The sequence below is a fragment of the Marinifilum sp. D714 genome (genome assembly GCF_030851345.1).
GTDB lineage: Bacteria > Bacteroidota > Bacteroidia > Bacteroidales > Marinifilaceae > Marinifilum.
Genome location: NZ_JALPNU010000004.1, coordinates 38,455 through 64,337 on the forward strand (window position 1 = coordinate 38,455; position 25,883 = coordinate 64,337).

Annotated in this window: 21 protein-coding genes; 15 read left to right on the forward strand and 6 right to left on the reverse strand. The window is 37.4% G+C overall.

Going from position 1 to position 25,883, the window contains the following annotated elements; genetic code table 11:
• Positions 1–62: 62 nt before the first annotated feature.
• The 4 genes from M0051_RS05440 to M0051_RS05455 all read left to right on the forward strand — a co-directional run bounded on the left by M0051_RS05440 (position 63) and on the right by M0051_RS05455 (position 3,608).
• On the forward strand, positions 63–845 hold the full coding sequence (locus M0051_RS05440) for a 5'-nucleotidase C-terminal domain-containing protein (RefSeq protein ID WP_306740541.1): 783 nt from the start codon (positions 63–65) through the stop codon (positions 843–845).
• Positions 820–1,767 carry a bifunctional UDP-sugar hydrolase/5'-nucleotidase gene (locus M0051_RS05445; RefSeq protein ID WP_306740542.1) on the forward strand — a complete coding sequence of 316 codons (948 nt, stop codon included), beginning with the start codon at positions 820–822 and terminating at the stop codon, positions 1,765–1,767. Before M0051_RS05440 ends, M0051_RS05445 begins: the two co-directional genes overlap by 26 nt.
• A gap of 111 nt (positions 1,768–1,878) precedes the next feature.
• On the forward strand, positions 1,879–2,757 hold the full coding sequence (locus tag M0051_RS05450) for a cation diffusion facilitator family transporter (RefSeq protein WP_306740543.1): 879 nt from the start codon (positions 1,879–1,881) through the stop codon (positions 2,755–2,757).
• Positions 2,758–3,026: 269 nt separating this feature from the next.
• Positions 3,027–3,608 carry a hypothetical protein gene (locus M0051_RS05455; protein WP_306740544.1) on the forward strand — a complete coding sequence of 194 codons (582 nt, stop codon included), beginning with the start codon at positions 3,027–3,029 and terminating at the stop codon, positions 3,606–3,608.
• A gap of 343 nt (positions 3,609–3,951) precedes the next feature.
• Here the strand turns inward: M0051_RS05455 and M0051_RS05460 are convergent, their stop codons facing one another.
• The gene (locus tag M0051_RS05460) at positions 3,952–4,908 is read right to left on the reverse strand and encodes a DMT family transporter (RefSeq protein ID WP_306740545.1); all 957 of its coding nucleotides are present in this window, start codon (positions 4,906–4,908) and stop codon (positions 3,952–3,954) included.
• A gap of 289 nt (positions 4,909–5,197) precedes the next feature.
• Entirely contained in the window at positions 5,198–5,893 is a 696-nt protein-coding gene (locus M0051_RS05465; protein ID WP_306740546.1) for a LexA family transcriptional regulator, read from the reverse strand.
• A gap of 157 nt (positions 5,894–6,050) precedes the next feature.
• Between M0051_RS05465 and M0051_RS05470 the strand changes: the two genes are divergently transcribed.
• Positions 6,051–7,442: an aldehyde dehydrogenase family protein gene (locus M0051_RS05470; RefSeq protein WP_306740547.1), complete on the forward strand. Its 1,392-nt coding sequence runs from the start codon at positions 6,051–6,053 to the stop codon at positions 7,440–7,442.
• 394 nt (positions 7,443–7,836) lie between these two features.
• On the forward strand, positions 7,837–8,856 hold the full coding sequence (locus tag M0051_RS05475) for a LacI family DNA-binding transcriptional regulator (RefSeq protein ID WP_306740548.1): 1,020 nt from the start codon (positions 7,837–7,839) through the stop codon (positions 8,854–8,856).
• A gap of 70 nt (positions 8,857–8,926) precedes the next feature.
• On the opposite strand, the gene rlmN is transcribed toward M0051_RS05475, so the two are convergent.
• On the reverse strand, positions 8,927–9,970 hold the full coding sequence (rlmN, locus tag M0051_RS05480; protein WP_306740549.1) for a 23S rRNA (adenine(2503)-C(2))-methyltransferase RlmN: 1,044 nt from the start codon (positions 9,968–9,970) through the stop codon (positions 8,927–8,929).
• A gap of 18 nt (positions 9,971–9,988) precedes the next feature.
• A complete protein-coding gene (locus M0051_RS05485; protein WP_306740550.1) occupies positions 9,989–10,660 on the reverse strand; it encodes a ferredoxin--NADP reductase in 672 nt (223 codons plus the stop codon).
• A 162-nt stretch (positions 10,661–10,822) separates the two neighbouring features.
• On the opposite strand from M0051_RS05485, the gene M0051_RS05490 reads away from it, so the two are divergent.
• From M0051_RS05490 to M0051_RS05530, 9 genes are all read left to right on the forward strand, one after another.
• The gene (locus M0051_RS05490) at positions 10,823–11,803 is read left to right on the forward strand and encodes a DUF4097 family beta strand repeat-containing protein (protein ID WP_306740551.1); all 981 of its coding nucleotides are present in this window, start codon (positions 10,823–10,825) and stop codon (positions 11,801–11,803) included.
• A 432-nt stretch (positions 11,804–12,235) separates the two neighbouring features.
• A complete protein-coding gene (locus tag M0051_RS05495) occupies positions 12,236–13,462 on the forward strand; it encodes an ROK family protein (RefSeq protein ID WP_306740552.1) in 1,227 nt (408 codons plus the stop codon).
• Between the two features lie 224 nt (positions 13,463–13,686).
• A complete protein-coding gene (locus M0051_RS05500) occupies positions 13,687–14,586 on the forward strand; it encodes a sugar phosphate nucleotidyltransferase (protein ID WP_306740553.1) in 900 nt (299 codons plus the stop codon).
• Between the two features lie 103 nt (positions 14,587–14,689).
• Entirely contained in the window at positions 14,690–15,913 is a 1,224-nt protein-coding gene (gene gluP, locus M0051_RS05505) for a glucose/galactose MFS transporter (protein WP_306740554.1), read from the forward strand.
• 46 nt (positions 15,914–15,959) lie between these two features.
• Positions 15,960–17,063 carry a phosphotransferase enzyme family protein gene (locus M0051_RS05510; protein ID WP_306740555.1) on the forward strand — a complete coding sequence of 368 codons (1,104 nt, stop codon included), beginning with the start codon at positions 15,960–15,962 and terminating at the stop codon, positions 17,061–17,063.
• 91 nt (positions 17,064–17,154) lie between these two features.
• A complete protein-coding gene (locus tag M0051_RS05515; protein WP_306740556.1) occupies positions 17,155–19,482 on the forward strand; it encodes a glucosamine-6-phosphate isomerase in 2,328 nt (775 codons plus the stop codon).
• A gap of 321 nt (positions 19,483–19,803) precedes the next feature.
• The gene (locus M0051_RS05520) at positions 19,804–20,766 is read left to right on the forward strand and encodes an ROK family protein (protein WP_306740557.1); all 963 of its coding nucleotides are present in this window, start codon (positions 19,804–19,806) and stop codon (positions 20,764–20,766) included.
• Positions 20,767–20,801: 35 nt separating this feature from the next.
• Positions 20,802–22,388, forward strand: a complete 1,587-nt coding sequence (locus tag M0051_RS05525) for a beta-N-acetylhexosaminidase (protein ID WP_306740558.1) — start codon at positions 20,802–20,804, stop codon at positions 22,386–22,388.
• A gap of 324 nt (positions 22,389–22,712) precedes the next feature.
• Complete coding sequence (locus M0051_RS05530; RefSeq protein ID WP_306740559.1) at positions 22,713–23,084, forward strand: helix-turn-helix domain-containing protein; 372 nt, start codon at positions 22,713–22,715, stop codon at positions 23,082–23,084.
• A gap of 64 nt (positions 23,085–23,148) precedes the next feature.
• On the opposite strand, the gene M0051_RS05535 is transcribed toward M0051_RS05530, so the two are convergent.
• Together M0051_RS05535 and M0051_RS05540 are read right to left on the reverse strand one after the other, a co-directional pair.
• On the reverse strand, positions 23,149–24,495 hold the full coding sequence (locus M0051_RS05535; protein WP_306740560.1) for a Gfo/Idh/MocA family protein: 1,347 nt from the start codon (positions 24,493–24,495) through the stop codon (positions 23,149–23,151).
• Positions 24,488–25,882, reverse strand: coding sequence for a NapC/NirT family cytochrome c (locus M0051_RS05540; protein ID WP_306740561.1), 1,395 nt, complete (start codon positions 25,880–25,882; stop codon positions 24,488–24,490). The genes M0051_RS05535 and M0051_RS05540 overlap by 8 nt, the downstream gene beginning before the upstream one ends.
• Between the last annotated feature and the right edge of the window lies 1 nt (position 25,883).

Here is a 25,883-nt window from a genome sequence, read left to right on the forward strand (position 1 = left end):
GATAATTGAATATTTATAATTTTACCGGTCAATAAAAGACTAAAGTGTATTTTATTTTTAGCATGAGAAGAAATTTAATCAAATCACTCTTTATTGTTTTGATTGCTTCAGGCTTAAGTTCCTGTGCGGGCAGTTCGAAGCAAACTACCGATAAGGTGGAATCACATTACACCATTAATGCTGATCTGGATCAGATATCCGCAAAGGATACTAGCTTAATCAACTTGATCAATTCTTACAAACAACAATTGGATGGGGAGATGAATACCATTATTTCGGTGGCTGAAATGGATATGGTAACGGGTAAGCCAGAAGGTTTACTGTCCAACTATCTTGCCGATGCCATGTTCGAAATGGGCAACGATTTTTGCAAAGAGAAGCAATTAAAGCATGGGGTTGATGTGGCTTTGATGAACATGGGAGGAATTAGAACTTCACTATCGAAGGGTGAAATATCTACCGGAAGGGTATACGAAATGTTGCCTTTTAAAAACAAGTTGGTAATTGTTGGAATGGAAGGAAAGCAGCTGGTCGAATTGTTTCAACGCGTTGCTTACTTTGGTGGCGAAGGCATAAGTGGAGCGAAAATGGGCATTAAAGACAGAAAAGCAGTAAACATTCTTGTGAATGGAAAGCCTGTTGAGCCTACGAAAATATATCATGTAATGAGTGTTGACTACCTGGTAAATGGCGGCGGCGGTTTTACTGCCTTTGAACAACGCAAAACATTCCGACACATGCACCGATTATTGCGTTCGGAAATCATTAAATACATGAGTGAGAAGCACAAAAAAGGAGAAAAAGTATCGGCTAAACTAGATGGGAGGATTTACAATGTGGAATAGAAGGGAATTTATTACGAAATTGGGTTTAACCGGGGCATTTTTAAGCAGCGGATTGTTTACCAAATCACTTTTTGCAGCTTCGAACAGCAAGCATAAAATTACCTTATTGCATACAAATGATTTGCATTCTCGCATTGAACCATTTCCGAAAAAAGATCCAAAATATGGTGGACTGGGAGGTTTTGCCCGATTAAATGCTTTGGTGAAAAAGGTAAGAAGAGAAGAGGAGCATGTGTTGTTATTGGATTGTGGCGATGTTTATCAGGGAACGCCATATTTTAACTTCTTTAAAGGAGAGGCAGAATACAAGCTGATGTCGAAAATTGGTTACGATGCCGGTAATATTGGAAACCACGAGTTCGACAATGGTATTAAGGGGATTACTTCGCAGATAAAGAATCGTAATTTTCCTTTGCTAAATGCCAATTACGATTTTGGTGGTACCGATTTGGAAGGTAAAATTCCTCCATACCAGATCTTCGAAAAGGGAGAGCTTAAGATTGGGGTTTTTGGTCTTGGTGTTGATCTTACTGCTTATGTAGAGCCTCACAATCGTGAAACAATTAGTTATATCGATCCGGTAGATGTGACTAAAGATATGGTTCGAATCCTGAAAGAAGAGAACAATTGCGATTTGGTAGTTTGTCTATCGCACATGGGGCATACCAGCAATATTGGTGAAGATTGCGATATGGAATTTGCCAAGCAAACCAGTGGTATTGATGTAATTTTAGGGGGGCACTCACATACCTTATTGGAGAAACCAGAAAAAGTGAAAAACCTGGATGGCGAAGAGGTAATTATCAACCAGGTTGGATGGGCTGGAATTGCTTTGGGAAGAATCGATTTTTATATCGATAAGAAAAAGCAAACCAAATTGGCAGCTTCACAATTGATGAAAGTAGATGGAAGGTTAGCCTGATATCGATTCATTTTTGATTCCGAATTTGATCGGGATGACACTATACCTCAGTCATATTGAAAAAGAAATGGTATAAAATTATTATTTTTGGGGTTTTGACTATCAGATCGTATGAAAAAGTTTGAGTTAAATAAATCGAATTGGGCCGAAACCGAAGGGTGGCTATCCATTGCAGGAAATATTGTACTCTTTATTTTAAAGTATTGGGCCGGATTGGTTACCGGGTCAATTGCCATTATTGCTGATGCATGGCATACCTTGTCTGATAGTTTAAGCTCTGTTATTGTATTAATTGGAGCAAAAATTTCTAAAAAACCTGCCGACGAAGATCATCCTTTCGGACACGGCAGGGCAGATTTAATTAGCGCCTTTATTATTGGGATTCTGTTGCTGCTGGTAGCCTTCGATTTCGTATTAGAATCTTATCATACCTTGAAAAGTGGTGAATCATCGCAATTTGGAACCATTGCCATTGTGGTAATGATTGTTTCCGTTGTGGTGAAGGAAGCCCTTGCGCAGTTTGCCTTTTATGGTGCTCGCAAAACCAATTCGAAAGTTCTAAAGGCCGATGGTTGGCACCACCGTAGCGATGCCATATCCTCATTTGTTATTTTGGCAGGTATTTTTGTGGGGAAATATTTCTGGTGGATTGATGGTGCATTGGGGATGATTGTTGCCTTTATGATTGGCTATGCAGCCTACGAAATCATCAGGGATTCCATTCATTCCATTTTGGGTGAAAGTCCCGATCAGAAACTGTTAGACGATCTGAAGAAAACTTGTGAGGAGATTTATCCACATGCCATTAATCCGCATCATTTTCATGTTCACAACTATGGTGATCATACCGAGATTACCTTCCATATCAAATTGCCACACGATATGTCCATTAAAACTGGGCACGACATTTCTACCGAAATCGAGAAGGAAATCAAAAGAAAATATGGATTCGTGGCTACCATTCATATTGAGCCTCGGGATCATGTGTAGGGTGATTATGTGATGTTATTTTTGGGATCGGGAGGAAGGTCCTCAAGGCCAAGATTAAACACCTCATCCCCCTGTCGGGACCTTCTCCTCTAGGAGAAGGAAAACAATCAATAGACCATATGCCAAGAATTCAGCAGCGGCTAGCTTTCTCTCCTCGGGAGAGGATTGAGGTGAGTTGAATAAGGAAAAACGGAGGTACTATCATTTATTAGTATAGCGTTCTTCCCAATAATTTCTTACTTTCATGTCCTTACTCTACAACACAAATTATGGAATTAAAGGAAGGACTAATAAAGGATTCCTACGAGCTAATTATTAAGGAACTGCAATCTATTGTAACCATTTTTTATCTCTTTTTGGTAGGAATGGGAATGCTGTTTAAGCATCAAAAATTTTCAGAATTTGGCATTAATATTTTTCAGTATGCCGATATATTCGATTTCTTGATTGCACCCTTTCAGGATTACATTATTGTCCTGTTTACCATGGCTTCGCTCACATTTATTTACCTGCTTTTCAAGCTTGATAGTTATTGGGAGAGAAAGTGTCCCAGAATGTATTACCTGTTTTCGCTTGGATTAAGTAGAAAGTCATGGCACAGAGCCTATAAAATTCTAACTTTTACAATAGCTCTAATTGCTTACCTGTATTTTGCTGCCGACTTTTACGGACGACTTTTTCGTTCTACCATAAACAGGAAGGAGAAATATACCATTCATTATACTGATGATAAAATCATTAGTGGTAAGCTTATTGGCAAAACCAACAATGTTATTTTTATTTGGGAGAACAAAAAGGTTAAAATCCTTCCGATTACCGATTCGATTCGCGAGATGGAGATTGAGGATTGAAAAATCCCAAACCCACAACCTGTGAATTACAAATTCACAGGAGCAAGTCGGCATTGTTTTGAATTTCTGCTAGCCCTGATTTGCAATCAGGGTTCATAGAGTAAAAGGATTTCCAATCCCAAAAGAAACAATGAGAGAGTTATGGTATAATCTATCTATCATCTTTGAGATGCTTGCTATTTGGTTTGTAACATGAGTTCAATTTAATCCTTGGATTAAAATCCAAGGCAAAGGGATTAATTTAGCACAATCCATTTCCATATTCTTTGCTTTAGAGGGCATTTATTGAAAATTAGGGAAGTAGGTTAATTTTGCGTCCTTTGCGAGAAACTTTACGAGAACCTTATTTCGCCACCTCTTTCTGTACAGCAAGCGCTTTTTTCTTTTTCTCTTTCGAGAAAAACACCGCAGTAACCGCACCACCAAGTACCAAAACCGCACCAATTATAGAGTAAGGTGTCATGCTTTCGGGCTGTATCCAGCTTACCTGAAGGTAGGTAAGAACCGACATGGCAATTAGGGTAATAATTGGGTTAAGCGTTACAATAATGCTCACCTTGTAGGCCTCGGTATATTTAAATGCTAGGGCAATAGATCCGTAGGCAACCAAAGTGTTTAAACCAAGGAATACCACAATGGCCCAGGTTTTAAAATCCAATCCCTGGAAAGCAGAAAAATCGGCCAAAGGTGTGTAAATCAAAGCTGGAATTCCATACAAAACCATATTCAAAACCTGCGCAGGATGTTGTTGTACCAATTTCTTTTGCAAAACGGCATACAGTACCCATGTGACTGCTCCTAACTCAACCCAGAAAAATCCAAGGTTAAAAGCATTGGTATCGTGAATGAAGCTTTGCAGTTGGGTGCGGTAAAATAGGAACAAACCAATGCCGGCAATTCCAAAGCCGATCATCTGTTTTAGGTTCAGCTTTTCCTTAAAGAAAAGAACTCCTGCCAGTGCCAGCATTATTGGACCGCTTTGTATAATAATTTGTGCATTGCTTGGGCTCGTGTAGTTCAGACCTTTTAGGAAACCAACGTAATTTACACCCAAGCCAATTGCGGCAAATATTAGCAAAAGAGGAGGCCGCTTGATAATGTATAACTGCTTGCGATCGGTTATCAGGTAGTAGATGAATAGTACCAAAAAGGCAAAAGAGAATCGGAACCATACAATGCTTATGGGATCGATATCCTTAAGGGCTACCTTTAAAAAAATAGGAAGAAAACCCCATAAAAATGCAGTGACCATAGCGTAAAGTACTCCCTTGTAATTACTTGAAGAAGCAATTGAGTTCATTATTTTCTTTATTTAGAATGAATAAAAGCAATCAAAAGTAGAAAAAAAATGATTCGCTGATACTCCTAGATGAAAAAATAACAGGAAAGTAACATGCAGATTTTCAGGAGGCTGTTTTGAAATGAAATAATCCATCAGCATTCAGCTGTCAGCCATCAGCAAATAAATATCATAAGTTTATAAACCAAGAACTCTAAATAGACTGCAACTCTTGTCGTTTGTTGTCTAATGAAAATCCTGTGTGCTGTGTCGGACAATAGCTGTTAGCTGAATGCAGATTGCTATCTTTTTAGGGCAACTGAAAAGAAACAAATCCCAATGCCTTCCATACCTCTACCACTTGATTCAGGCTTACTTCGAAGGATAGGTATTCTTTGTTATCGGAGTTCAATAACAATTGATTGTTGTCGAAATCCTTTACCACGCGTTTGTACACAATGCCATCGTCGGTAGTTATCACGATGTGGCTGGTGTTGTCCTTAATCAACTCCCAATCTTGCAAATACTCGCAAATGATGTACGATCCTGCAGGTACTGGCAGCATACTTTCTCCCTCAATTTGGAATGCACGGTAGGTTTTGTTTTCCGATAGTTCGGTAAATGGCATTCTAAAATTTGGCAGCTCGCTGATAAATTCCGCATCCGAGTGTCCATTCAAATATCCGGCTGCAGCTTTAACCGGAACCAGGGAAATCATTTCGTCGTTCTTCTCATCCACCAAAATGGGAAGAATTCTCAAGTTTTCACCTTTCGTGTCTTGCTTCTTTTCCTTCTCTGCTTGCTCTATATCCGATTTCACCAACTCATCAAGGTTGCGGTTGAAGTAATCGGAATATTTTAAAAGTGTAGATATTTTGGGTGTACTTTTTCTTTGTTCATAAGAGCTAATTGATGAGGCTCCAATTCCTATTCGTGCAGAAAGTCTGCTTTGCGATAGTCTTTTTCTTATGCGTAAGTGTTTAAGGTTCTTATTTAGATTTTTCATGAAATTTCTGTGTGTGAATTTTGAGAACAACAAAAGTAGTGCTTTGAAGCTTTCTTTCAGCGATTTTATGACATTAAAGCATTTAAAAATTGATATGGTGAGCTTTAATCAGGACAAAAACTTGTATTTTGTGTAGGCAAAAATTTAAACACACACTATGAACACAATAAAAGTAAATTCACCATTTGATGGCAGATTGATCAAAGAGATTCCTTTGCTCAACAGTCAACAAGTGGAAGAGAAAATAGCAAATGCATATGCCCTTTTTCAGGATAAATCGAGATGGTTAAAACCTTATGAGCGTATCGCGATTTTGGAGAAAACCAAAGCCATTATGCAAATGCGAGTAGAGGAATTGACCAAAATTGCCGCTGCCGAGGGAGGTAAGCCACATCAGGATAGTAAGGTTGAAGTACTTCGTGCCATAAATGGAGTGCAGTTGGCTATTGAGCACATAGGCCAAATGAAAGGCGAGCAAATTCCAATGGGAACTACTGCGGCATCCATAAACCGTTGGGGATTTACCATGCGCGAACCCATTGGAGTGGTTTTGAGTATTAGTGCTTTTAATCATCCTTTGAATTTAGCAGTTCATCAGGTAATTCCTGCTTTTGCAGTAGGTTGTCCTGTTTTAATTAAGCCTGCTACCAGTACGCCAATGTCGGCAATCGAATTGGTGAAAATGATGAAGGAAGCTGGTTTGCCTGCCGATTGGGCCGAGGTAGTAGTTTGCGATAGAACCAATGCAGAGAATTTGGTGAAGGATGAGCGAGTAAATTATCTGTCTTTTATTGGTTCTGCTGAGGTAGGTTGGAGCTTGCGTTCGAAATTGGCTGCAGGAACTCGTTGTGCCTTGGAGCATGGAGGATCGGCACCTGTAATTGTAGAATCGGATGCCAATATGGAGGAAACCATTCCTGCTTTGGCCAAAGGCGGATTTTACCATGCTGGCCAGGTTTGTGTATCGGTACAGCGCGTTTTTGTTCAGGAAAAAGTTGTGGATCAGTTCTGCAATCAATTGGTTAAGATTGCCAAAAATTTGAAAGTGGGAGATCCTTTGGATCCACAAACAGAAGTAGGGCCACTAATTGAAACCTACGAGGTAGATCGTGTTGACCAATGGGTACAAGAAGCCATAGCCGATGGAGCGAAATTGTTATGTGGGGGGAATAAAATATCCGAAACTTGTTATGAACCAACAGTGCTGTTGAATGCTTGTCAAACTTCTAAGGTGTCGCAATTAGAGGTGTTCGGACCTGTAGTTTGTGTTTACAGCTATAAAGACATGCAAGAGGCAATTGATTTATCAAATTCATTGCCACTGGCATTTCAGTCGGCGGTGTTTACTTCAGATATCAATAAAGCTTTGAATGCGGTAAATCAATTCAATGCTGCAACCGTAACCGTTAATGATCATACCGCATTTCGTGTGGATTGGATGCCATTTGGAGGAAGAGATGCTTCTGGAATTGGTGTAGGTGGAATACCTTATTCAATGCACGAAATGACAAGAGAGAAATTGATGGTGATCAAATCAAGTAAGATTTAGCATCGTGGGTTAAATTGCATTTTGAGATTATTAAAATTAAATGCGTTAATCCATTTTCATACTGGTTCGTAATAGTTCGCAGGTTTAATTATGATGATTGCTTTCATCATGAGTTGTGCTATTGCGAGATGTATGAATTGAAATCAATCTCTGAGAACATAGATTAATAGGAGTTCTGGAGAAAATGAATTTGAAGGTTAAATCAGTGTTAATCCATCATTATATATTAAGTGATGAGTGAAAACACCTAGGTAAATTGGGTGAAAAAGTGCGCAAGCAAAGACATCTCCTAATTAATTTATACTATCTTTGTGTGTTGTTGGATAAACTGATAAAAGTCATTATATTAATGACACCTTATCTGATTTATTGAAATAAGATTAAAATTTGTACTATGGCAAATAAACCTGTAACCATTAAGGATATTGCAGAAAAATTAAACATTTCTGTTTCAACTGTATCGCGAGCTTTAAAAAACAATCCTGAAATCAGTTTACAAACTAGAGAGGCTGTTCAGAAATTGGCTAAAGAGTTGAAGTACCAACCAAATCCATTGGCTGTTGCTTTAAAAACTCAGAAGTCGAATACCATTGGGGTTGTTGTGCCACAGATTGTAAGTTCTTTTTATGCATCGGTTGTAAAGGGGATTGAGCAGGTTGCTGACGAATTTGGATACCAGGTTTTCGTGAGTTCTTCGAATGAGAAAATGGAAAAAGAAGAGAAGAACGTAAACGGATTTCTTAATATGAGAATGGATGGAATTATCCTTTCTTTATCGCGTGCAACGAATACATACGATCATATTCATAAAATTCAGGATATGGGTGTGCCGATGGTACTTTTCGATAGAACATCAAAAGAACTTGAGGTATCAAAAGTTGTGGCGGATGATGCTGCTGCAGCTCATTCGGCAGTAACTCACTTAATTGAAGGAGGAGCTAAGAGAATAGCATTTTTAACCGGTCCTGAGTACATGCTTTTTGGTAGAAACCGAATGAGAGGTTACAAAAAGGCATTGGAAGATAAGGATATGGCAATTGATGAGACTTTAATTTCAAGATGTGATTTTACAGTTGAAGATGCCAAGAATGCTTCATTGGAACTTTTAAAGCGTTCAAACCGACCAGATGCTTTCTTTGCAATTAACGATGAATTGGCAATTGGAGCAATGACTGCGGCAAAAGAATTGGGTCTTAAGATTCCGGAAGAAGTTGCTGTAGTAGGATTTTCAAATAGCCGTCGTTCACGTTATATGGAGCCGTCTATGTCAACTATGGATCAAAACCCTAAACAAGTTGGACGAGAAGCTGCAAAACTTTTATTTGATCAAATGGAAGATAAGCCAGGAGCTAAGGATGTGAAAGAAGTTGTGGTTCATGCAGACTTGTTGGTAAGAACATCTAGTGAAAGATAAAAAACACAATAAATGATATAAAAAAAATCCTGCCAATTGGCAGGATTTTTTGTTTATATATTCTGAGGTCTTAAAAATCTTTCTCTTGTTGTTTTACCAACTCTTTGGTTGATAACAATCCGCAAGCTGCGAAAATGTCTAATCCTCTTGATCTACGAATTGTAGTCGTAATTCCCTTTTTATTTAATTGATCTTTGAAGAATTCAATGGTTTGGTCATCAGATCCATCTAAAGGAGTGTTTGGAATAGGATGGAAACGAATCAAGTTGATTCTACATTTGATGCCATCCAAAATTCTACAAAGTTCCTTTACATGTCTCGAAGTATCATTAATTCCCTTGAACATGATGTACTCAAAAGAAACTCTTCTTTGTCTGCCAAAATCGAAATCCTTAATGATTTTTAGTACATCCTTAATTGGGTAAACATTTTGTACTGGCATTAATTTCTTTCTCTCATCGTCGAACGGAGTGTGTAAACTAACTGCAAGGTGACATTCGCTATTATCTAAAAACTCAACCATTCCCGGAATGATTCCAATAGTGGATACGGTAATTCTTCTTGGGCTCATGGCCATTCCGTAATCCGATGTCAAAATTTCAAGAGACTTTAGAACTTCTGGAACATTATCTAGAGGTTCGCCCATACCCATGTATACAATATTGGTAAGCTTGTCTCGTTCCGGAAGACTTCGAATTTGATTTACGATTTCACCACTCGACAATTGTCCTTGAAATCCTTGTTTTCCTGTCATACAAAACAAACATCCCATTTTACACCCAACCTGTGATGATACACACAAGGTATTTCTATCGTTGTCTGGAATATAGGCAGTTTCAATAAATTTATTCTTGTGGTTGGTTGGGTAAAGGTATTTTTTTGTGCCATCAACCGACTCTTGTACTTTGGTTGATGCAGTTGTACCAAAGTCATACTTTTCCTTTAAGGCAGTTCTTGCCTTTAAAGACAAGTTGGTCATCTGATCGATTTCCGTTACATCTTTTTTGTACAACCAATCGGCAATTTGTTTGGCAGTAAACTTTGGCAGTCCCAAATCTTTAACTACTTGAGTTAATTCATTCAAACTTTTTCCTAATAGAATCTCTTTCCCCATTCTTCAGTATTAATCAAATTAAAAGTAGATCTCAGCCACAATTTTATTGTATTCAACCCCTCTGTTGATAAGCAAATCGCGTACTTCAACTACCATTTCAGGGCTACCACATAAAAAGAATCTGCAATTTTTTGGGAGCTCTGGAATATCCTGCAAATATCGGGTTAATCTTCCACTATACAAACCATCCCCAGATTCTTGTGAGCAACAGCGAATATAATTTTCACCCAATTCTGGTAAGAACTCATTTTCGAAATAGAATGAATGAGTAAATCTACCACCATGAATAAGTGTTTTATTTTCTTTTAATCCTGATCGGAACATGGATGAAAAAGGAGCAATTCCTGTGCCCGATGCAATCCACCAGGCGGGAGAAGAGTCATCGATAAAATCACCGTCGGGATCAGTAACAAATAGTTCTGTTCCAGGTTTAATTTCACTAAGTCTTGGCGTAAGCCATCCATCATCTTTTAGGTTATACAGGATGTTTACTTCATCATCCTGAATGCCACTTGCAATGGTGTATAATCTTGGAGTTACACTTAAATCGGTTGTCAAACCAACATATTGTCCTGCTTTAAAATCTTTAATTTTCCTGAATTTCAACACATAAACGCCTGGCGATATTTCATTGTTTTCAAGAATACTAGTAGTGTGAAGTTTGTTCTTCTGATCTGTATTTGAATTCATATATTACATTTTGAGAGGGCAAATATAGTAATTAATTTATAGAGATTCTAAATAGCGAAATTGATTTTACAAGTCATAGCTGTTGACTGTAACTAAGCTTGCTTAATAAGCGTCATAATATAGTGTTTGAATTTACGCATTCATCCTAAAAAAATATAAGAAATGAAAACAAAAATGAGATTTATACAATTGGTGGTATTTGGTTTTTGCCTGCTTTCTTCTGTGAATTTATTTTCACAAACCATATATGCAGAAGAACACAAGGTGTTTGATGGTATTGATAAGCTTGAGGTAAAAGGTTCTTTTTGCGATGTTGAAATTATAGGTAGTGATAGGCTTGATGTGAAATTTGATGGTGAAATTAAAGGATCATCATTAAGAAATAAGAAGTTTGAGATAAAATATGACGTGTCTGGAGATAAACTGATGGTTTGGATTGATTCACCATTTTCTTTTAGTGGAAGAATTGAATCTAAATTGCAATTTAAGGTTCCATCTGATACTGAAGTTCTGGTAAAAAATTCATCGGGCGATGTTTATTGTGAAGGCCTGGTTGCTAAATACACTTCCATGCATGCTAGTTCTGGAGATATTGGCATGCAAAATATGAAAGGCGATTTAGAATTGGAGACTTCTTCTGGTGAAATTTCCGTAAAAAATCACATTGGTAATTTGGACATGGAGTCTACTTCGGGTGATCAGGAAATTAAAGAGGTAGTTGGGAATATCTCAACGCAGGCATCCTCAGGAGACCTGGAATTTAAATACATTGAAGGAGATATTTCTTCAAGAACTACTTCAGGAGATATAGAAATTGATAATCTTGTTGGAAGATTAAAGAATGTATCGAGCTCAGGTAGTATGGAGATTGATAACTCAAAAGTGTACCTGCATTTAACTGCTAGCTCTGGCGATATTGAAGGGAATAATTTATTATTGGTTGGAGAAGCATTCTTTTATACTACTTCAGGTAATATTGATTTGAAGTTAAGAAATGATCCTGACCAATTGAGTTTTGATTTGGTGGCATCGTCGGGAAATTTAAGAGCTGGCAATAGAAAAGCAGACAAGAAACTTTATTTGCGAAATGGGGAGATTTGGATACATGGAAAGAGTAGCTCAGGAGATCAATCGTATTATTAAAGTATTCAAAGAGGACAATTGGTCCTCTTTTTTTTGTTCGTTTGCGAACATTAGATGTGATGCTATCGGACACTTTTGAAATGAAGAATTTAATTAATTTTCCCTTAAGTGTCACATATACAGAGTGAAGGGGTTTTTGGCCCGCAGCTTGTAATTACTTATGCGAAATCATTATTAATGGTTTCCCAAAAATTGGGAGTGGTGTCCCGGGATTTTGGTTTTAATAGCATAATTAATTGGTTTTCTTTGATTAAGGGTCCTTTTTAAGGCCCTTTTTCTTTTTTATATCCCTAATCATTCAATTTCTTAAATTTTTCTGCTTTAAATTCAATATACAATACTTTTAAAAAAAATTATAAAAGAATTGTTTGTTTGAAAAAATAAATTGTAATTTTACCCGCAGATTACAAACTAATAATAGAAGAAAAACGTTTGAGACCACAATTTCTATATGAAAAGAACCTACACGGGGTAGCTAATTCTGTAAAAAGAAAGCAAGAACAGTATCGTAAAATTGTTCGACACCTTTATTATAATGGTGCTGCATCAATTGCCGAAATTGTTAAAGCTGTGAAAATAAGTCAACCATTGGTAGCATCATTGGTAGATGATTTAATTAGCTATGGAATGTTGTTGGATAAAGGTGTAGGAGAATCAATAGGGGGGCGTCGTCCAAATTTATTTTGTCTAAACTCCGAATATCAATATGTAATTGGTGTAGATATCAATTTGCATACTCTGAACTTGGCTGTGTTTGATTTATCGAACAAACAAATTTTTAGAGAGGAGACAAAGTATTTTGATCTTGAGAATAGTGAAGAGTATTTAAATTCTTTGATAGAAAAGATAGAGACAATGATTTCCCAACTGGGAATGCCAAGGGAAAAATATCTTGCTGTGGGAATTTCACTTCCAGGTTTGGTTGATGCCAAGCAAGGGTTAAGCCATACTCATTTGTCGGTTGCTGAAGAAGGTTTGGCACATTTTTTAAGCGATAGGTTAAGTATGAATGTATTGCTAGACAATGATGCAAGAACTATGGCTTTGGGAGAGAAAGCATTCGGTAAAGCAATTGACAAAGAAAATGTACTATGCTTAAACTTAAGTAATGGTATTGGTCTTGGAATGATTTTGAATGGGAATCTTCATTCTGGTAAAAATGGTTTTGCAGGGGAATTTGGCCACATTTTGATTGATCCGGAGGGAAAGCTTTGTGATTGTGGTAAAATTGGATGTCTGGAGACTTTAACATCAGGGAAAATACTGGTAAAAAATATCAGAGAAGCAGTTGATAAGGGACAGCCAACTCTTTTGGCTAAGTACAAAAAAGAAAATAAAAAAATTGATCTAAGAGCAGTGGTGGAAGCCATATTGCAAGGTGATCAGTTTGCAATAGATCAGTTGAACCAAATGTGTGAGTATTTGGGGAAAGGACTGGTTACATTGATTCACTTGTTGAATCCAGAAATGGTAATAATTGGAGGTAAAATTGCACATGCTGGCAAGTTTGTAATTGATCCGGTTACCATGTCGATGAATAAATATGCCATGAGTAGAATTAGTTCTGAAACAGAATTGGTTTGTTCCGATTTGCTGGATGATTCAGCATTAATGGGAACAATGGCAAATGTGATGAGAAGTGTTTTAAGTTTAGATTAATAGAGAAATTATTGATTCCCGCATGGTTAAACTTTGGTTTAATATTCAATTGTAGTAGTAGTGTTCTGCGGGAATCAATTTCTTTATATCAACGCCTAAAAAAAATATATATAAAAAATACAGATGAAACGAACTTGTAAGTTTTAATGATAGCAGCAAAGACAGCTTGTTAATTAAAATTTCATAAAAGTTTTATGTGGTAATTGATACAAAAGAAGAAACTCATGAAACCAACATTATTAGTATTAGCAGCAGGAATGGGAAGTCGATATGGCGGATTGAAGCAGATGGATCCAATTGGACCATCAAATGAGACCATTATTGATTATTCCATTTACGATGCAATTAAGGCAGGATTTGGAAAAATTGTATTCGTAATTCGAGAGCGTTTTGAACAAGAATTTAAGGAATTATTTAATGCAAAATTAGCTGGTAAGATTGATGTGGATTACGTGAATCAGGAATTATTTAAGGTACCAGAAGGTACAACATATAATCCTGAAAGAGAAAAACCATGGGGAACCGGGCATGCTATTTTAATGGCAAAGGATTGTATTAATGAGCCTTTTGCTGTTATTAATGCAGACGATTATTATGGAGTAGAAGCTTTTCAAACCATTGCTGATTATTTGCGCAATTCAATTAGTGATCAGGAAAATTGCATGGTTGGTTACCAGTTGGCGAACACAATTTCTGAAAATGGATCTGTGTCAAGAGGAGTTTGTGCTACCAATGAAAATGATCATTTGGAAACTGTAGTAGAAAGAACACATATCGAAAAACTACCAGAAAATATCGCCTACCTGGAAGATGAGAAATGGTATCCACTTCCTGAGGATGCAACGGTATCGATGAACTTCTGGGGATTTACTCCTAAACTTTTTGATCATTTGGATAGTCAGTTTAAAACTTTCCTTCAAGAGAAAGGTGATCAGTTGAAGTCTGAATTCTTTATTCCTTCGGTTGTGGCTGAAATTATTGAATCAGGAGAGACTCAGATAAAGGTGTTAAAGTCGGATGCTCAGTGGTTTGGAGTAACTTATAAAGAAGATAAGGAAAAGGCACAGAAAGCTATTAATTTGTTGATTGAGAAAGGTGTTTACCCTTCAAAACTTTGGGAATAGTATTGTAAGTACATGGTTTCTGGGATGTGAGATATGACTAGTTGGAAAGAAACCGTTAGCGTTAAATTATAAGAAATCATTAATTGAAAATAAATTTATTGTTATGGTGAGTATACAAGCAACAGACTCAGGAACCAAGAAATTCATGATCCCATTGATCGTTGTAGGGGTGATGTTTTTTGCAATTGGTTTTGCTTTAGGAATTAATAGTTATATCGTTCCATTATTGAATAAAACATTAGGAATATCCTCTGCAGAATCATATTTGGTTATTGCAGCAACTTTTTCTGCATTCTTAATTTTTGGCTACCCAGCATCTTTGGTAATTGGGAAGATCGGATATAAGAAAACAATGGCATTGTCGTTTTTGATGTTTGCTCTTGGGTTCTATTTGTTTATCCCATCGGCTCAAATAGAAAGTCTTCCTTTGTTTTTGTTGGCTTCATTTATTAGTGGAATGGGAAATACTTTCTTGCAGGCATCTGTAAATCCGTACATCACCATTTTAGGCCCAATTGAAAGTGCTGCAAAAAGAATGAGTTATATGGGAGTTGCCAATAAATTAGCTTGGCCTATTGCTCCTTTATTCCTGGCATTGGTAATTGGTAAAGAAGTAAATGATGTTGCACTTACCGATATCAATGTTCCTTTTTATATCATTATTGCGATTTTCATTTTACTAGGTATGTTGGCCATGGTGGCTAAACTTCCTGAGGTGAAAGCTGCTGGAGAAGATGAGGATTCTGCAGAAGAATGTCCGTATGCTGCAAATAAAACATCGGTATGGCAATTTCCACACTTGCTTTTAGGAGTATTTGCATTGTTCTTGTATGTAGGAGTTGAAACAGTATCTCTTGGAACCTTGGTAGATTATGCAGAGAGTTTAGGCTTGGCAAACCCTGAATATTATGCATGGATTGCTCCGGTAGGAATGGTGATAGGATATATCTGTGGTATCATCTTTATCCCTAAATATATTAGTCAGGCTGCTGCACTTAAAATTTGTGCGATAGCGGCTTTATTTGGTTCTCTAATGGTTGTATTGGTTCCTGCGGAATGGTCTATTTTCTTCATTGTATTTATGGCTTTGGGATGTTCTTTGATGTGGCCTGCACTTTGGCCATTAGCTATGACCGACTTGGGTAAGTTTACCAAAGCAGGATCATCTTTAATGGTAATTGCAATTGTTGGTGGTGCTATTATTCCTACTCTTTATGGATTCGTGAAAGATTCTGTAGGAGGACAAAATGCATATTGGATTTGTGTACCATGTTTCCTATACATTTTATACTATGGGATAAAAGGACATAAAGTAAGAACGAAATAAAATGAAAATAGGTGTTGCATCAGGATACACCATTTAAAGATAAATTATGAAGGAGAAATTGTTTGATGTTGCTTCGAAATTCGTGTTGGAAGGAAAGATCGAGGATATTAAGCCATTAGGTGAAGGATTTATTAATGATACTTTTCTGATCACTACAGATGGAGAAGAATCACCAAATTATATATTACAAAGAAAGAATACCAACATTTTTAAGGATGTTCCCGGAATGATGGGGAACATTCAAAAAGTAACAGCTCATCTGAAAGCAAAAATTAAAGCTGCAGGAGGTGATACTAGTCGAGAAGCAATGACGATTAATGTTACTGAAGAAGGACTTCCTTACTTTGCTGATGAAAACAATGATTATTGGACGATATGCATGTTCATTAAGGACAACATTACTTATGAAGCTGCTGACAGTCCTGAATTGGCATTCGCAGGAGGAAAAGGAATTGGAAAATTCCAGGCAATGTTGGCCGATATGAAAGAGCCTTTGGTTGATATTCTTCCAGGATTTCACAATATCAGATTCCGTTTTAAGCAATGGGATGAAGTATTGGCGAATGATCCTGTTGGTAGAAAAAAAGATTTACAGAAAGAAATTGAATGGATTGAGTCTCGTCGTGAGGAGATGTTGAAGTTTTGGGAGTTGGTTGAAAACGGAACCATTCCTACCCGTGTAACTCACAACGATACTAAAATCAACAACATTCTTTTCGATCAGGATGGAAATGATTTATGTGTTATCGATTTGGATACTGTTTTGAATAGTACAGTATTGAATGATTATGGTGATGCAATGAGATCATATACAAACACAGGTTTGGAAGATGACGAAAACCTTGATAACGTAAGCATGGATATGGAAATTTTCACAGCTTATACAAAAGGTTATTTGGGAGAAACAATTTCATTCTTAACTGAAAAAGAGTTGGAATATCTTGCTTTCTCTGCCAAGTATATCACTTACGAGCAGGTGCTAAGATTCCTTATGGATTATATAGATGGAGACAATTATTACAAAGTGAAATCACCTGAGCACAATTTGGTTCGAACTCATGCACAGTATAAATTGCTTACAAGCATGGAAGATCAGTTCGAAGAGATGAATCAAGTGGTGAATCAGTATTGTAAAGAGTTGTCTGCATAAAATTGTGTGTAATAATAGCTAACTCATAGATAACAAGCCGTTTTCTCCTTGTGTGGTGGAGATTCAGCCGAAAAAGATTTATTAGAGAGAAATGGAAAAAAGATTTGAATCAAGAGTAGAGCAAGCATTCTATGAATTATCAGGAATGCAGGAAATAACAACCAAAATTCCATATGTTACGGTTGATAATTTCCCAAAATTAGGATTGATGACCTCGCTGCGCTTTTTAGAATGGGCGGAGCAAAACCCTAATGGAGTAATTAGTTTGCCTACGGGTAAAACTCCTGAATATTTTATCAAATACACGCAGTTTTTGTTAGAAAACTGGGACAATGAGAAAGGAATTGAAATTCGTTCACAATACGGTTTAGGCGAAATGGCTAAGCCTGATTTGAGTGGATTACAATTTGTTCAAATCGATGAGTTTTATCCGATTGATCCTCGTCAGCACAATAGCTTTTACAACTATGTGATGAAATATTACATCGAAGGATTTGGATTGAAGGAAGAGAATGCATTGTTAATTAATTCAGAGGAAATTCCTTTGGTTGATAACAAATCATTCCTTGAGGTATTCCCGGATTACAATATCGATTTGTCGCTTCGTTACCGTGAAGCAACAAGTGAAGTAGAGAAAATGCAGCAAGATTCAATCTTCATGATTGACAATTGGTGTACACAATACGAGCAGAAGATTCGTGAAAAAGGTGGAATTGGTTTCTTCCTGGGAGGAATTGGTCCTGATGGTCACATTGCCTTCAATACGCGTGGTTCGGATCATTATTCAACTACTCGATTGACCAAAACCAACTTCGAAACACAGGCAGTTGCTGCTGGTGATTTGGGGGGAATTGAAGTATCGAGAAACCGATTGGTTATTACCATTGGTTTGGATACAATTACTCACGATAAAGATGCTGTTTCAATTATTTTTGCAGCGGGTGAAGCTAAGGCAGATATTGTAAAAGGTTCATTGGAAACTAAGCCTGATGCTGTTTATCCTGCTTCTGTACTTCAACGTCAGAAAAACAGTCGTTTTTACTTGACTACTGGCGCTGCATGTAAGCTTACCGATTTTGTAAATCAGTACTACAAAGAGGGTGAGTGGACACAAACAAAAACTGAGAAAGCAGTAATTGATTTGTGTCAGAAGCTTAACAAATATGGACATCACCTAACGCTTGAAGATTTAAAAGCTGATCCATATACCAGCCAGATTCCTAATTTAAGTGAGGATACGGTACAGTTTGTTATCGATGCTATCCAAAATAAGCTTGAAAAAGGAATGAAAGCTGATAATGATGAGGTGATCTATCATACAGGACCACATCATGATGATATCATGTTGGGAATTATGCCTTACACCAACCGTCAGATGCGTTCGGCTAGTAACGAAATTCATTTTTCGGTATTGACTTCTGGTTTTACAGCGGTAACCAATGGATTTATTATTGGCGTTTTAAAAGAGTGTCAGGAATTTATTGCAAAAGGTCAGGTTCAGATGTTGGAATATCCTGATTTCTTTGAAGTAGGATATAGTAAAAAATGGGACAAAGACGTTTCTCACTTCTTGAATTCAGTTGCTGAGCGTAACGAGAATGGCAAACGTAGAGGTTTGTGTCACCGTGTGATCAGATCGATAGTAGGAATCTGGAAAGTACAGGATAAGTTCCATTTAAATAAAGTAATTGCAAGTGTAATTGGCGAGCTGGAAAGTGCTTATGATGGAGGAAAGAATTCACCAGAGGTTCAGAAAATGAAGGGTATGGTTCGTGAGTTCGAAGAAGAATTGGTATGGGGTCACTTTGGTGTTCCAGTAAACAATGTTCACCACTTGCGTTTAGGTTTCTACAAGGGAGATATTTTTACTGAACTTCCTGAAAAGAATAGAGATATGCTTCCAGTATTGGAAGAGTTTAGAAAGTACAAGCCAACTACCATCAGTTTGGCTATGGATCCGGAAGGAAGTGGTCCTGATACTCACTACAAAGTATTGCAAGCAATTGCAGGAGCTGTTAAGGAGTGGGGAGAAGAAGAGGATCTTTCTAAATTGAGAATTATTGGATACAGAAATGTTTGGTTCAAGTATCATCCGGCAGATGCCGATTATATTGTACCGGTATCCTTAAATGCTCTTGATGTATTGGAGAATTCATTTACCGAATGTTACATGAGTCAGGTAAATGCATCTTTCCCAAGTTATGAGTACGATGGCAAGTTTAATGAGCTGACTCAAAAAGTTTGGGTACAGCAGTTAAAGCAAATTCAACTCTTGTTGGGTAAAAACTTCTTCTACGAAAATGATCACCCATTGGTAAGAGCAACTCATGGATTGGTTTACATGAAAGAAATGACCGCCGAGGAGTTTGTTACAATGGCTAAAGATTTGGAAAAAGCTGTAGAAGAAAATCCGTTTTAGTACCACACACAAATACCATAGGATCGGAGGGTTTAGGCCCTTCGGTCCATTTTTTTTTATTAGGAACCAATATCTAATTCGAGTAACAGGTTCTTATTCATTGAAAGATGTTTTTGGGTAAAAGAAAATTGAATCGAAACTGGATTGTATCGTGGATTTTGCACAAATTTACCAGACGAAAATATTGAGGCAGGTTTTAAGTGGATTTTCTGGGTGAAACAAATTTAGAGCAGCCAGACTTTCACATTCCTTCAACTTTTGGAGTTCTTTGCCTGGAATAATTAATTGGCCCATTGGCCGAAAGAAAATATAAATAACACAATGACAGAAATAGCAATTGGAATCGACATTGGTGGGACAAATACAGTATTTGGATGTATTGACTCTAAGGGGAATACTATAGCTGAGGGAAATATTCCAACCCAAACAAAGGAGCATTTTGAAGATTATATTGAGGATTTGATTGCAGAGATAAAATCTTCGCTTGAGAAAGCTGAAACGGAAGTGAGTATTGTTGGTGTTGGTATAGGGGCTCCGAATGGTAGTTATAGAACCGGAACAATCGAGAATGCTGCTAATCTAAGATGGAAAGGTACACTGCCAATTGCAAAAATGGTAAATGAGAAATTAAATGTTCCGGTAAAAGTTACCAATGATGCTAATGCTGCTGCATTAGGAGAAAGAATTTTTGGTGGTGCCAAAAATATGTCTGATTTCATGGTTATTACTCTGGGAACAGGCCTGGGTAGTGGAATTGTTGTTAATGGTGATTTGCTATATGGATATGAAGGTTTTGCCGGAGAAGTAGGACATATCATTGTTCGTCCGGGAGGTAGAGATTGTGCTTGTGGTAGAAAAGGATGTTTGGAAACTTACGTATCAGCAACAGGAGTAAAAAGATCTGTATACAAATTATTGGCAAAGCATTTAGGAGAAAGTTCATTGCGTGATGTTCCTTTTAATAATTTGAATGCTAAAATGGTTGCCGAAGCGGCTAATGAAGGTGATTCTGTAGCATTGGAAACATTTAAATACACCGGAAAAATGCTTGGGGAAGCTTTGGCCAATGTGGCATCAGTTACAGCTCCAGAGGCTATTTTCTTATTTGGAGGTTTGGCCAAGGCAGGTGACTTGCTATTCGATCCGGTGAAAGAAGCTATGGATGAGAATATGTTGTTCTTATACAAGGACAAAGTGAAGTTGTTGCCTTCTCAATTGGGCGATGATGCTGCAATATTAGGAGCAGCAGCCTTAATTTGGAACGATGAGAAGATCGTATCATGATTTGAATCAACAAAAAACAATCAAAATACACAACGATGACTAAACTAAAACCTTTACTATTTGTACTTTTTATTGCTTTAGTATTCACATCTTGTAAAGAGCCGGTTCCAATGGATTTAGCGAAAGAAAACTTGATTCCGAAACCCGTAAAATTGGAAGCAACAGGAAGTTCTTTTGAATGGACTAAGCATACTCAAATTCATATCCAAACAGGAAATGAGGAAGCAAAGAAAATTGCAAGTCATTTGGTGGAACTGATTGCACCTGCAACAGGATTTCAACCCAAAATAAAAGAATTGAAAACGCCACTGGGAAGCCGAGGCATATCCTTAATTCTTGATGATAAATTTGAAAAGTTAGGCAAAGAAGGATACAATTTGGCAATTGATGCACGTAAAATTTCTTTACAAGCTTATAAGGCAGAAGGATTGTATAGAGGAATTCAGACCATTCGTCAGTTGTTGCCAGCTAAAATTGAAGCCAAGGAGAAGCAAGAAGGACCTTGGTTAATTGCAAGCGGAACCATCGAAGATTATCCACAATATGGATATCGCGGTGCCATGTTGGATGTGGTTCGTCATTTCTTCGATGTTGATGAAGTAAAGCAATACATCGATTACTTGGCAGCCTATAAAATGAATGTATTGCATTTGCATTTGACAGACGATCAGGGATGGAGAATTGAAATAAAATCGTGGCCTAAGCTGACCGAAATTGGTGGAAAAACAGAAGTAGGTGGAGGAGAAGGCGGTTTTTACACGCAAGAACAATACAAAGAGATTGTGCAGTATGCAGCAGATCGATTTATTACCATTGTTCCGGAGATTGATATGCCAGGACATACCAATGCTGCTTTGGCTTCTTATGCAGAATTGAATGCTGATGGAAAGGCTCGAAATGCATATACTGGAACACGTGTTGGTTTTAGTACACTTGCAACCAATAAAGAAATTACTTACAAATTTATTGATGACGTAATTCGTGAATTAGCAACCCTAACTCCAGGTGAATACATTCATATTGGAGGCGATGAGTCGAATGCAACCAAAAAGGATGACTATATCAAATTTATAGAGAGGGTTCAGAAGATTGTACTTGCCCACAATAAAAAAGTATTGGGATGGGCTGATATTGCCGCTGCTGAGCTTGATAAAAATGCTGTTGCACAGTTCTGGCAAACCAAGCCTAAAAACGCTTTAAAAGCCGTTAAGCAGGATGTTAAAATACTAATGTCGCCGGCAACTCGTGCTTATATGGATATGCAGTATGACTCCATCTCGCCACTAGGATTGCATTGGGCAGGATACCTTGAGGTGGATAAGGCTTACAATTGGACTTTGGAAGGAAATGTGGAAGGAATCTACAAAGAGGATATTATCGGTATAGAAGCTCCTCTTTGGGCCGAAACCATCGAAACAATGGATGACATCGAATATTTGATTTTCCCTCGTTTATTGGGCTATGCTGAATTGGGTTGGTCGCCAGACAAAGACAATTCGTGGGATGAGTACAAAGTTCGATTGGGAAAACAAAAAACAAGATTCGAGCTTCAGGATATCAATTACTATCAATCGAAGTTGGTTCCTTGGTCAGACGATAAACCAACGGAAATTAAAGAATAGCTTGTTTCAAAATATAATTTTTAAACCCAAAGTGAGGATGTTCATCTGACCTTTGGGTTTTTTCTTTTATATACCTTATTCAATTTAGTAAACTAATACAAAAGAATAGTATAAAACAATATAATTAATGTTAAGAACTAATAAATATATGTAAAAAATACAATATTAGTAGTGTAAGGCTGATAATATGATATTAAAAACAAGAAAATTTATTTACAAAACTAGACTAATGGAGTAAAAAACAAGAAAAATATCGTAAATTACTTATTCATAGTAGTATAATATTCATGATCTATGATTTTTTACTAATAAAACAAATAAGAAATGAAAATCGATCAGGAAAGAATACCCATTAATCTTCAGAAGAGGATTAAGGATGAGCTAAAAAAGCAGAAAATTTCTCTTAGTTCAATGGCTCGTAAGTTAAATATCAGCTCCGTATCATTATTTCAGCTATTGGAACGATCAACCATGCAGGTAGATCGACTTTGGACAATCTGCCTTGCACTTGACATCAACCTTTTCCAGGAAATTGCCAATCATCTTGATGGTAAAGCTTATAATCCTACGGTGGAAGAAAAGAACAAAGAAATAGCAGGTTTGCAACAGAAAATTAAAGAGATGGAAAAGACCATTGATCGCTTGGAAACAGAAAGAGATTGCTTTAAAGAGGCTATAAGTCTGCTAAAAACATAAGTCTATTTCAGATGTTTTTGTTGCTGTCCCTGATATGTAATCAGGGACTAAGGAGTTTAGAATTTTAATTCGAAGGAGCTTTTCCAGGTTTAGGAACTTCTTTTGGGATATCTACAGGGCCAATTGCATAGGTTTTTGGACCCAAATACAAATCAGAATTCATCATCTCATCCCAGGTAACCTCCTTGCCTGTATAGGCCGAAACTCTTCCCATAATTCCTGTTAGGGTAGATTCTGCAATTTGAAATGCTTCGTTAATTGCCTGGTTGGTTCGAATAGAAGTTACCAAATCGATATGCTCCTGATCGAACGGATTGGTTTGTAATCGGCTGATGTTTTTGCCTGTGCCTTTTTTAGGATATTCGAAAGTCCATTTTATGGATCCATTTAAATCAAAAATGGTATTCTCGCAATTGGTGAATCCTTTGCTTCCTTGAATTCGATCGGAAACTGAATTGGAACAATCGTTAATTTGTCGGCACATGCTGTGATAATGAATGTTCTTGTCGTAAACAAAATCCACACTAAACATGTCGTACTGATCGCCTGTTATTCGTTGGTGGCGGGCTCCAAAACCCAGTGCTTTTTCAGGGTGTTTGCCAACAAACCAATTTACCGTGTCAAGGTTGTGAACATGCTGTTCCACGATGTGATCGCCCGAAAGCCAGCACCAGTTTACCCAATTGCGAATCATATTTTCCAACTCCGACCAATCGGCTCTTGGGTTTCGATGCCAAAGTTTCCCAACATTGTAATAACTATTTGCTGAGACAATCTCTCCAATTGCGCCTTTATTTACTTGCTTAAAGGTTTCTATATAGTCTTGCTGATGACGTTTGATTGTACCAGTTACAACCGATAGACCAAGCATTTTAGCTTTTTCCGCCGAAACCATTACCGATCGAACGCCAACTGGATCAACTGCGATAGGCTTTTCCATGAATACATGTTTTTTTGCCTTAACACAAGCCTCGAAATGTTGAGGTCTAAAGTGAGGGGGAGTTGCTAAAATCACTACATCTAAGTCGCATTCCATCAGTTTTTCAAACGAATCGATACCAACAAAGCATTTGTCAGGTGATACATCAACACCTTTCTTTTCCTTTATTTGGTTTCGGCATGCATCAACACGATCCTGAAAAACATCTGCCAAGGCTGCAATTTCCAGATTGGGGCCTGCATTTAAAAAGTTAAGGGCGGCACCCGTTCCACGATATCCACAGCCAACAACTCCAGCTTTTAAAAGTGGACCATCAGGGGCGGTTGGCAGCATAGGTGGAAAATCATATTCTCTTTGTGCGCCATTATTGCAAGATGTGAAAAGGCTATTGAAACCAACAGCACCAATTATACCTGCAGCTGCGGCATTACGGATAAATTTTCTGCGACTTTGTTCGTATGATTTATTCATGTCTCTTGCTTTGTTTTAAAGGAAATTCATAAACTACTCTGAATCCAACATCGGTACAATCTGAATACCACCAAATGCTTTTTGGAATTTGTGGATCTGTGATCATCCAGGCCTCATGCTGTGTATGATCGACTTTATGGTATAGCAGATCTTCAATTTTACTATTAAAGGATCCCCCCATAACAACATGTTCTGTTGTGCCATTGATATGGATCTCATCAGAGCAAAATTCCTTAACGTTGCCTAGCATGTTGATTAGCCCAAAAGGATTGGGTTTTACCTGATTTGGGGGAGCTGTTCTTTCATTGCCGTTCTCCGACCAGATCACATATTCATTGATTTTTTCATCGGGAGATCGGAATAGGTTCATAGGGAACTTTCTGTTTTTATAATCTTTTACTTTGCCTCCGAAGAAAAAATCTTCCGTGCTGTTGGCTTTACAGGCATGAATCCATTCTTCTTTTGTAGGCAAGCGATAAGCTTTGCCGGTTTTTTGCGAAAGCCATTTGCAATAAGTGTGAGCAGCATGCCATGTCATGGTAATGGCAGGTCTGGTACCCATTCCCCAACCTTGCGATGGATCGCCAAAAGGTGGAGTTGCTCCGCTAATGGCATCAACATCTTCTTTATTTTCAATAATTCTACCTTCCGATTCTGTTTCCTCAAGGAATGTTTTGTACTCATTCCACGATACTTCAATTTTGCCCATAAAGAATGGAGCAATCGTGTCTGGTTTTGGAATGGCAACCATTTCAAATGATACATCTGAACCAGGAATTTGTTCGGTAAAATCCTCAAAGTTTGAAATGTTTGTGGCCTTTTTATATACTTCAGTTATTTTATCTTTTTGCAGGAATGCTATGTTGGGCTTGTGCATTTTCTTGCCTCCATGTCCTACATCTAAATGACAGTTGATACAATCCAGTTTATCTTTATTGTTTTTGTAATATAGATGCGCCTTGTCACCCTCTTTTGAAAGATGAAGAGGAAACAAATTCTCATGACAGTTGATACACGATTCATTGTATGTGTAATTCTTGGCATGTTTTAATTTCGATTTTTCTTCCCAATCGATTTTTGAGTGATCGGTAAAGTAAAAAGAATACAAATCTTTAGATGCGGCTTTGATTTTTTCGGGCCAATAATTCATATGATCTTTTGGAGGAAGATGACAGTCAACACAGTGTACCACTACACCACTTTTGTTATTGTAATGACTTGCCTGTTTCCAGCTGTTATCCGCATGGGTATGAACATGACACGAAATGCAGTACTGATCATTTGAAGTGTACTTATCGATTCCTTTTAGGCTTGCTGTAAATACAAACGCAAAAAGAAAAGCAGTTAGAAAAAAGAGAAGGAATTTGTATCTTTTAAATATTGTCATT

Bases quoted from the DNA above. Each gene is read 5' to 3' on its own strand.
- M0051_RS05440 (WP_306740541.1), top strand. From the start codon at position 63: ATGAGAAGAAATTTAATCAAATCACTCTTTATTGTTTTGATTGCTTCA.
- M0051_RS05445 (WP_306740542.1), top strand. From the start codon at position 820: ATGGGAGGATTTACAATGTGGAATAGAAGGGAATTTATTACGAAATTG.
- M0051_RS05450 (WP_306740543.1), top strand. From the start codon at position 1,879: ATGAAAAAGTTTGAGTTAAATAAATCGAATTGGGCCGAAACCGAAGGG.
- M0051_RS05455 (WP_306740544.1), top strand. From the start codon at position 3,027: ATGGAATTAAAGGAAGGACTAATAAAGGATTCCTACGAGCTAATTATT.
- M0051_RS05460 (WP_306740545.1), bottom strand. From the start codon at position 4,908: ATGAACTCAATTGCTTCTTCAAGTAATTACAAGGGAGTACTTTACGCT.
- M0051_RS05465 (WP_306740546.1), bottom strand. From the start codon at position 5,893: ATGAAAAATCTAAATAAGAACCTTAAACACTTACGCATAAGAAAAAGA.
- M0051_RS05470 (WP_306740547.1), top strand. From the start codon at position 6,051: ATGAACACAATAAAAGTAAATTCACCATTTGATGGCAGATTGATCAAA.
- M0051_RS05475 (WP_306740548.1), top strand. From the start codon at position 7,837: ATGGCAAATAAACCTGTAACCATTAAGGATATTGCAGAAAAATTAAAC.
- rlmN (WP_306740549.1), bottom strand. From the start codon at position 9,970: ATGGGGAAAGAGATTCTATTAGGAAAAAGTTTGAATGAATTAACTCAA.
- M0051_RS05485 (WP_306740550.1), bottom strand. From the start codon at position 10,660: ATGAATTCAAATACAGATCAGAAGAACAAACTTCACACTACTAGTATT.
- M0051_RS05490 (WP_306740551.1), top strand. From the start codon at position 10,823: ATGAAAACAAAAATGAGATTTATACAATTGGTGGTATTTGGTTTTTGC.
- M0051_RS05500 (WP_306740553.1), top strand. From the start codon at position 13,687: ATGAAACCAACATTATTAGTATTAGCAGCAGGAATGGGAAGTCGATAT.
- gluP (WP_306740554.1), top strand. From the start codon at position 14,690: ATGGTGAGTATACAAGCAACAGACTCAGGAACCAAGAAATTCATGATC.
- M0051_RS05510 (WP_306740555.1), top strand. From the start codon at position 15,960: ATGAAGGAGAAATTGTTTGATGTTGCTTCGAAATTCGTGTTGGAAGGA.
- M0051_RS05515 (WP_306740556.1), top strand. From the start codon at position 17,155: ATGGAAAAAAGATTTGAATCAAGAGTAGAGCAAGCATTCTATGAATTA.
- M0051_RS05520 (WP_306740557.1), top strand. From the start codon at position 19,804: ATGACAGAAATAGCAATTGGAATCGACATTGGTGGGACAAATACAGTA.
- M0051_RS05525 (WP_306740558.1), top strand. From the start codon at position 20,802: ATGACTAAACTAAAACCTTTACTATTTGTACTTTTTATTGCTTTAGTA.
- M0051_RS05530 (WP_306740559.1), top strand. From the start codon at position 22,713: ATGAAAATCGATCAGGAAAGAATACCCATTAATCTTCAGAAGAGGATT.
- M0051_RS05535 (WP_306740560.1), bottom strand. From the start codon at position 24,495: ATGAATAAATCATACGAACAAAGTCGCAGAAAATTTATCCGTAATGCC.
- M0051_RS05540 (WP_306740561.1), bottom strand. From the start codon at position 25,882: ATGACAATATTTAAAAGATACAAATTCCTTCTCTTTTTTCTAACTGCT.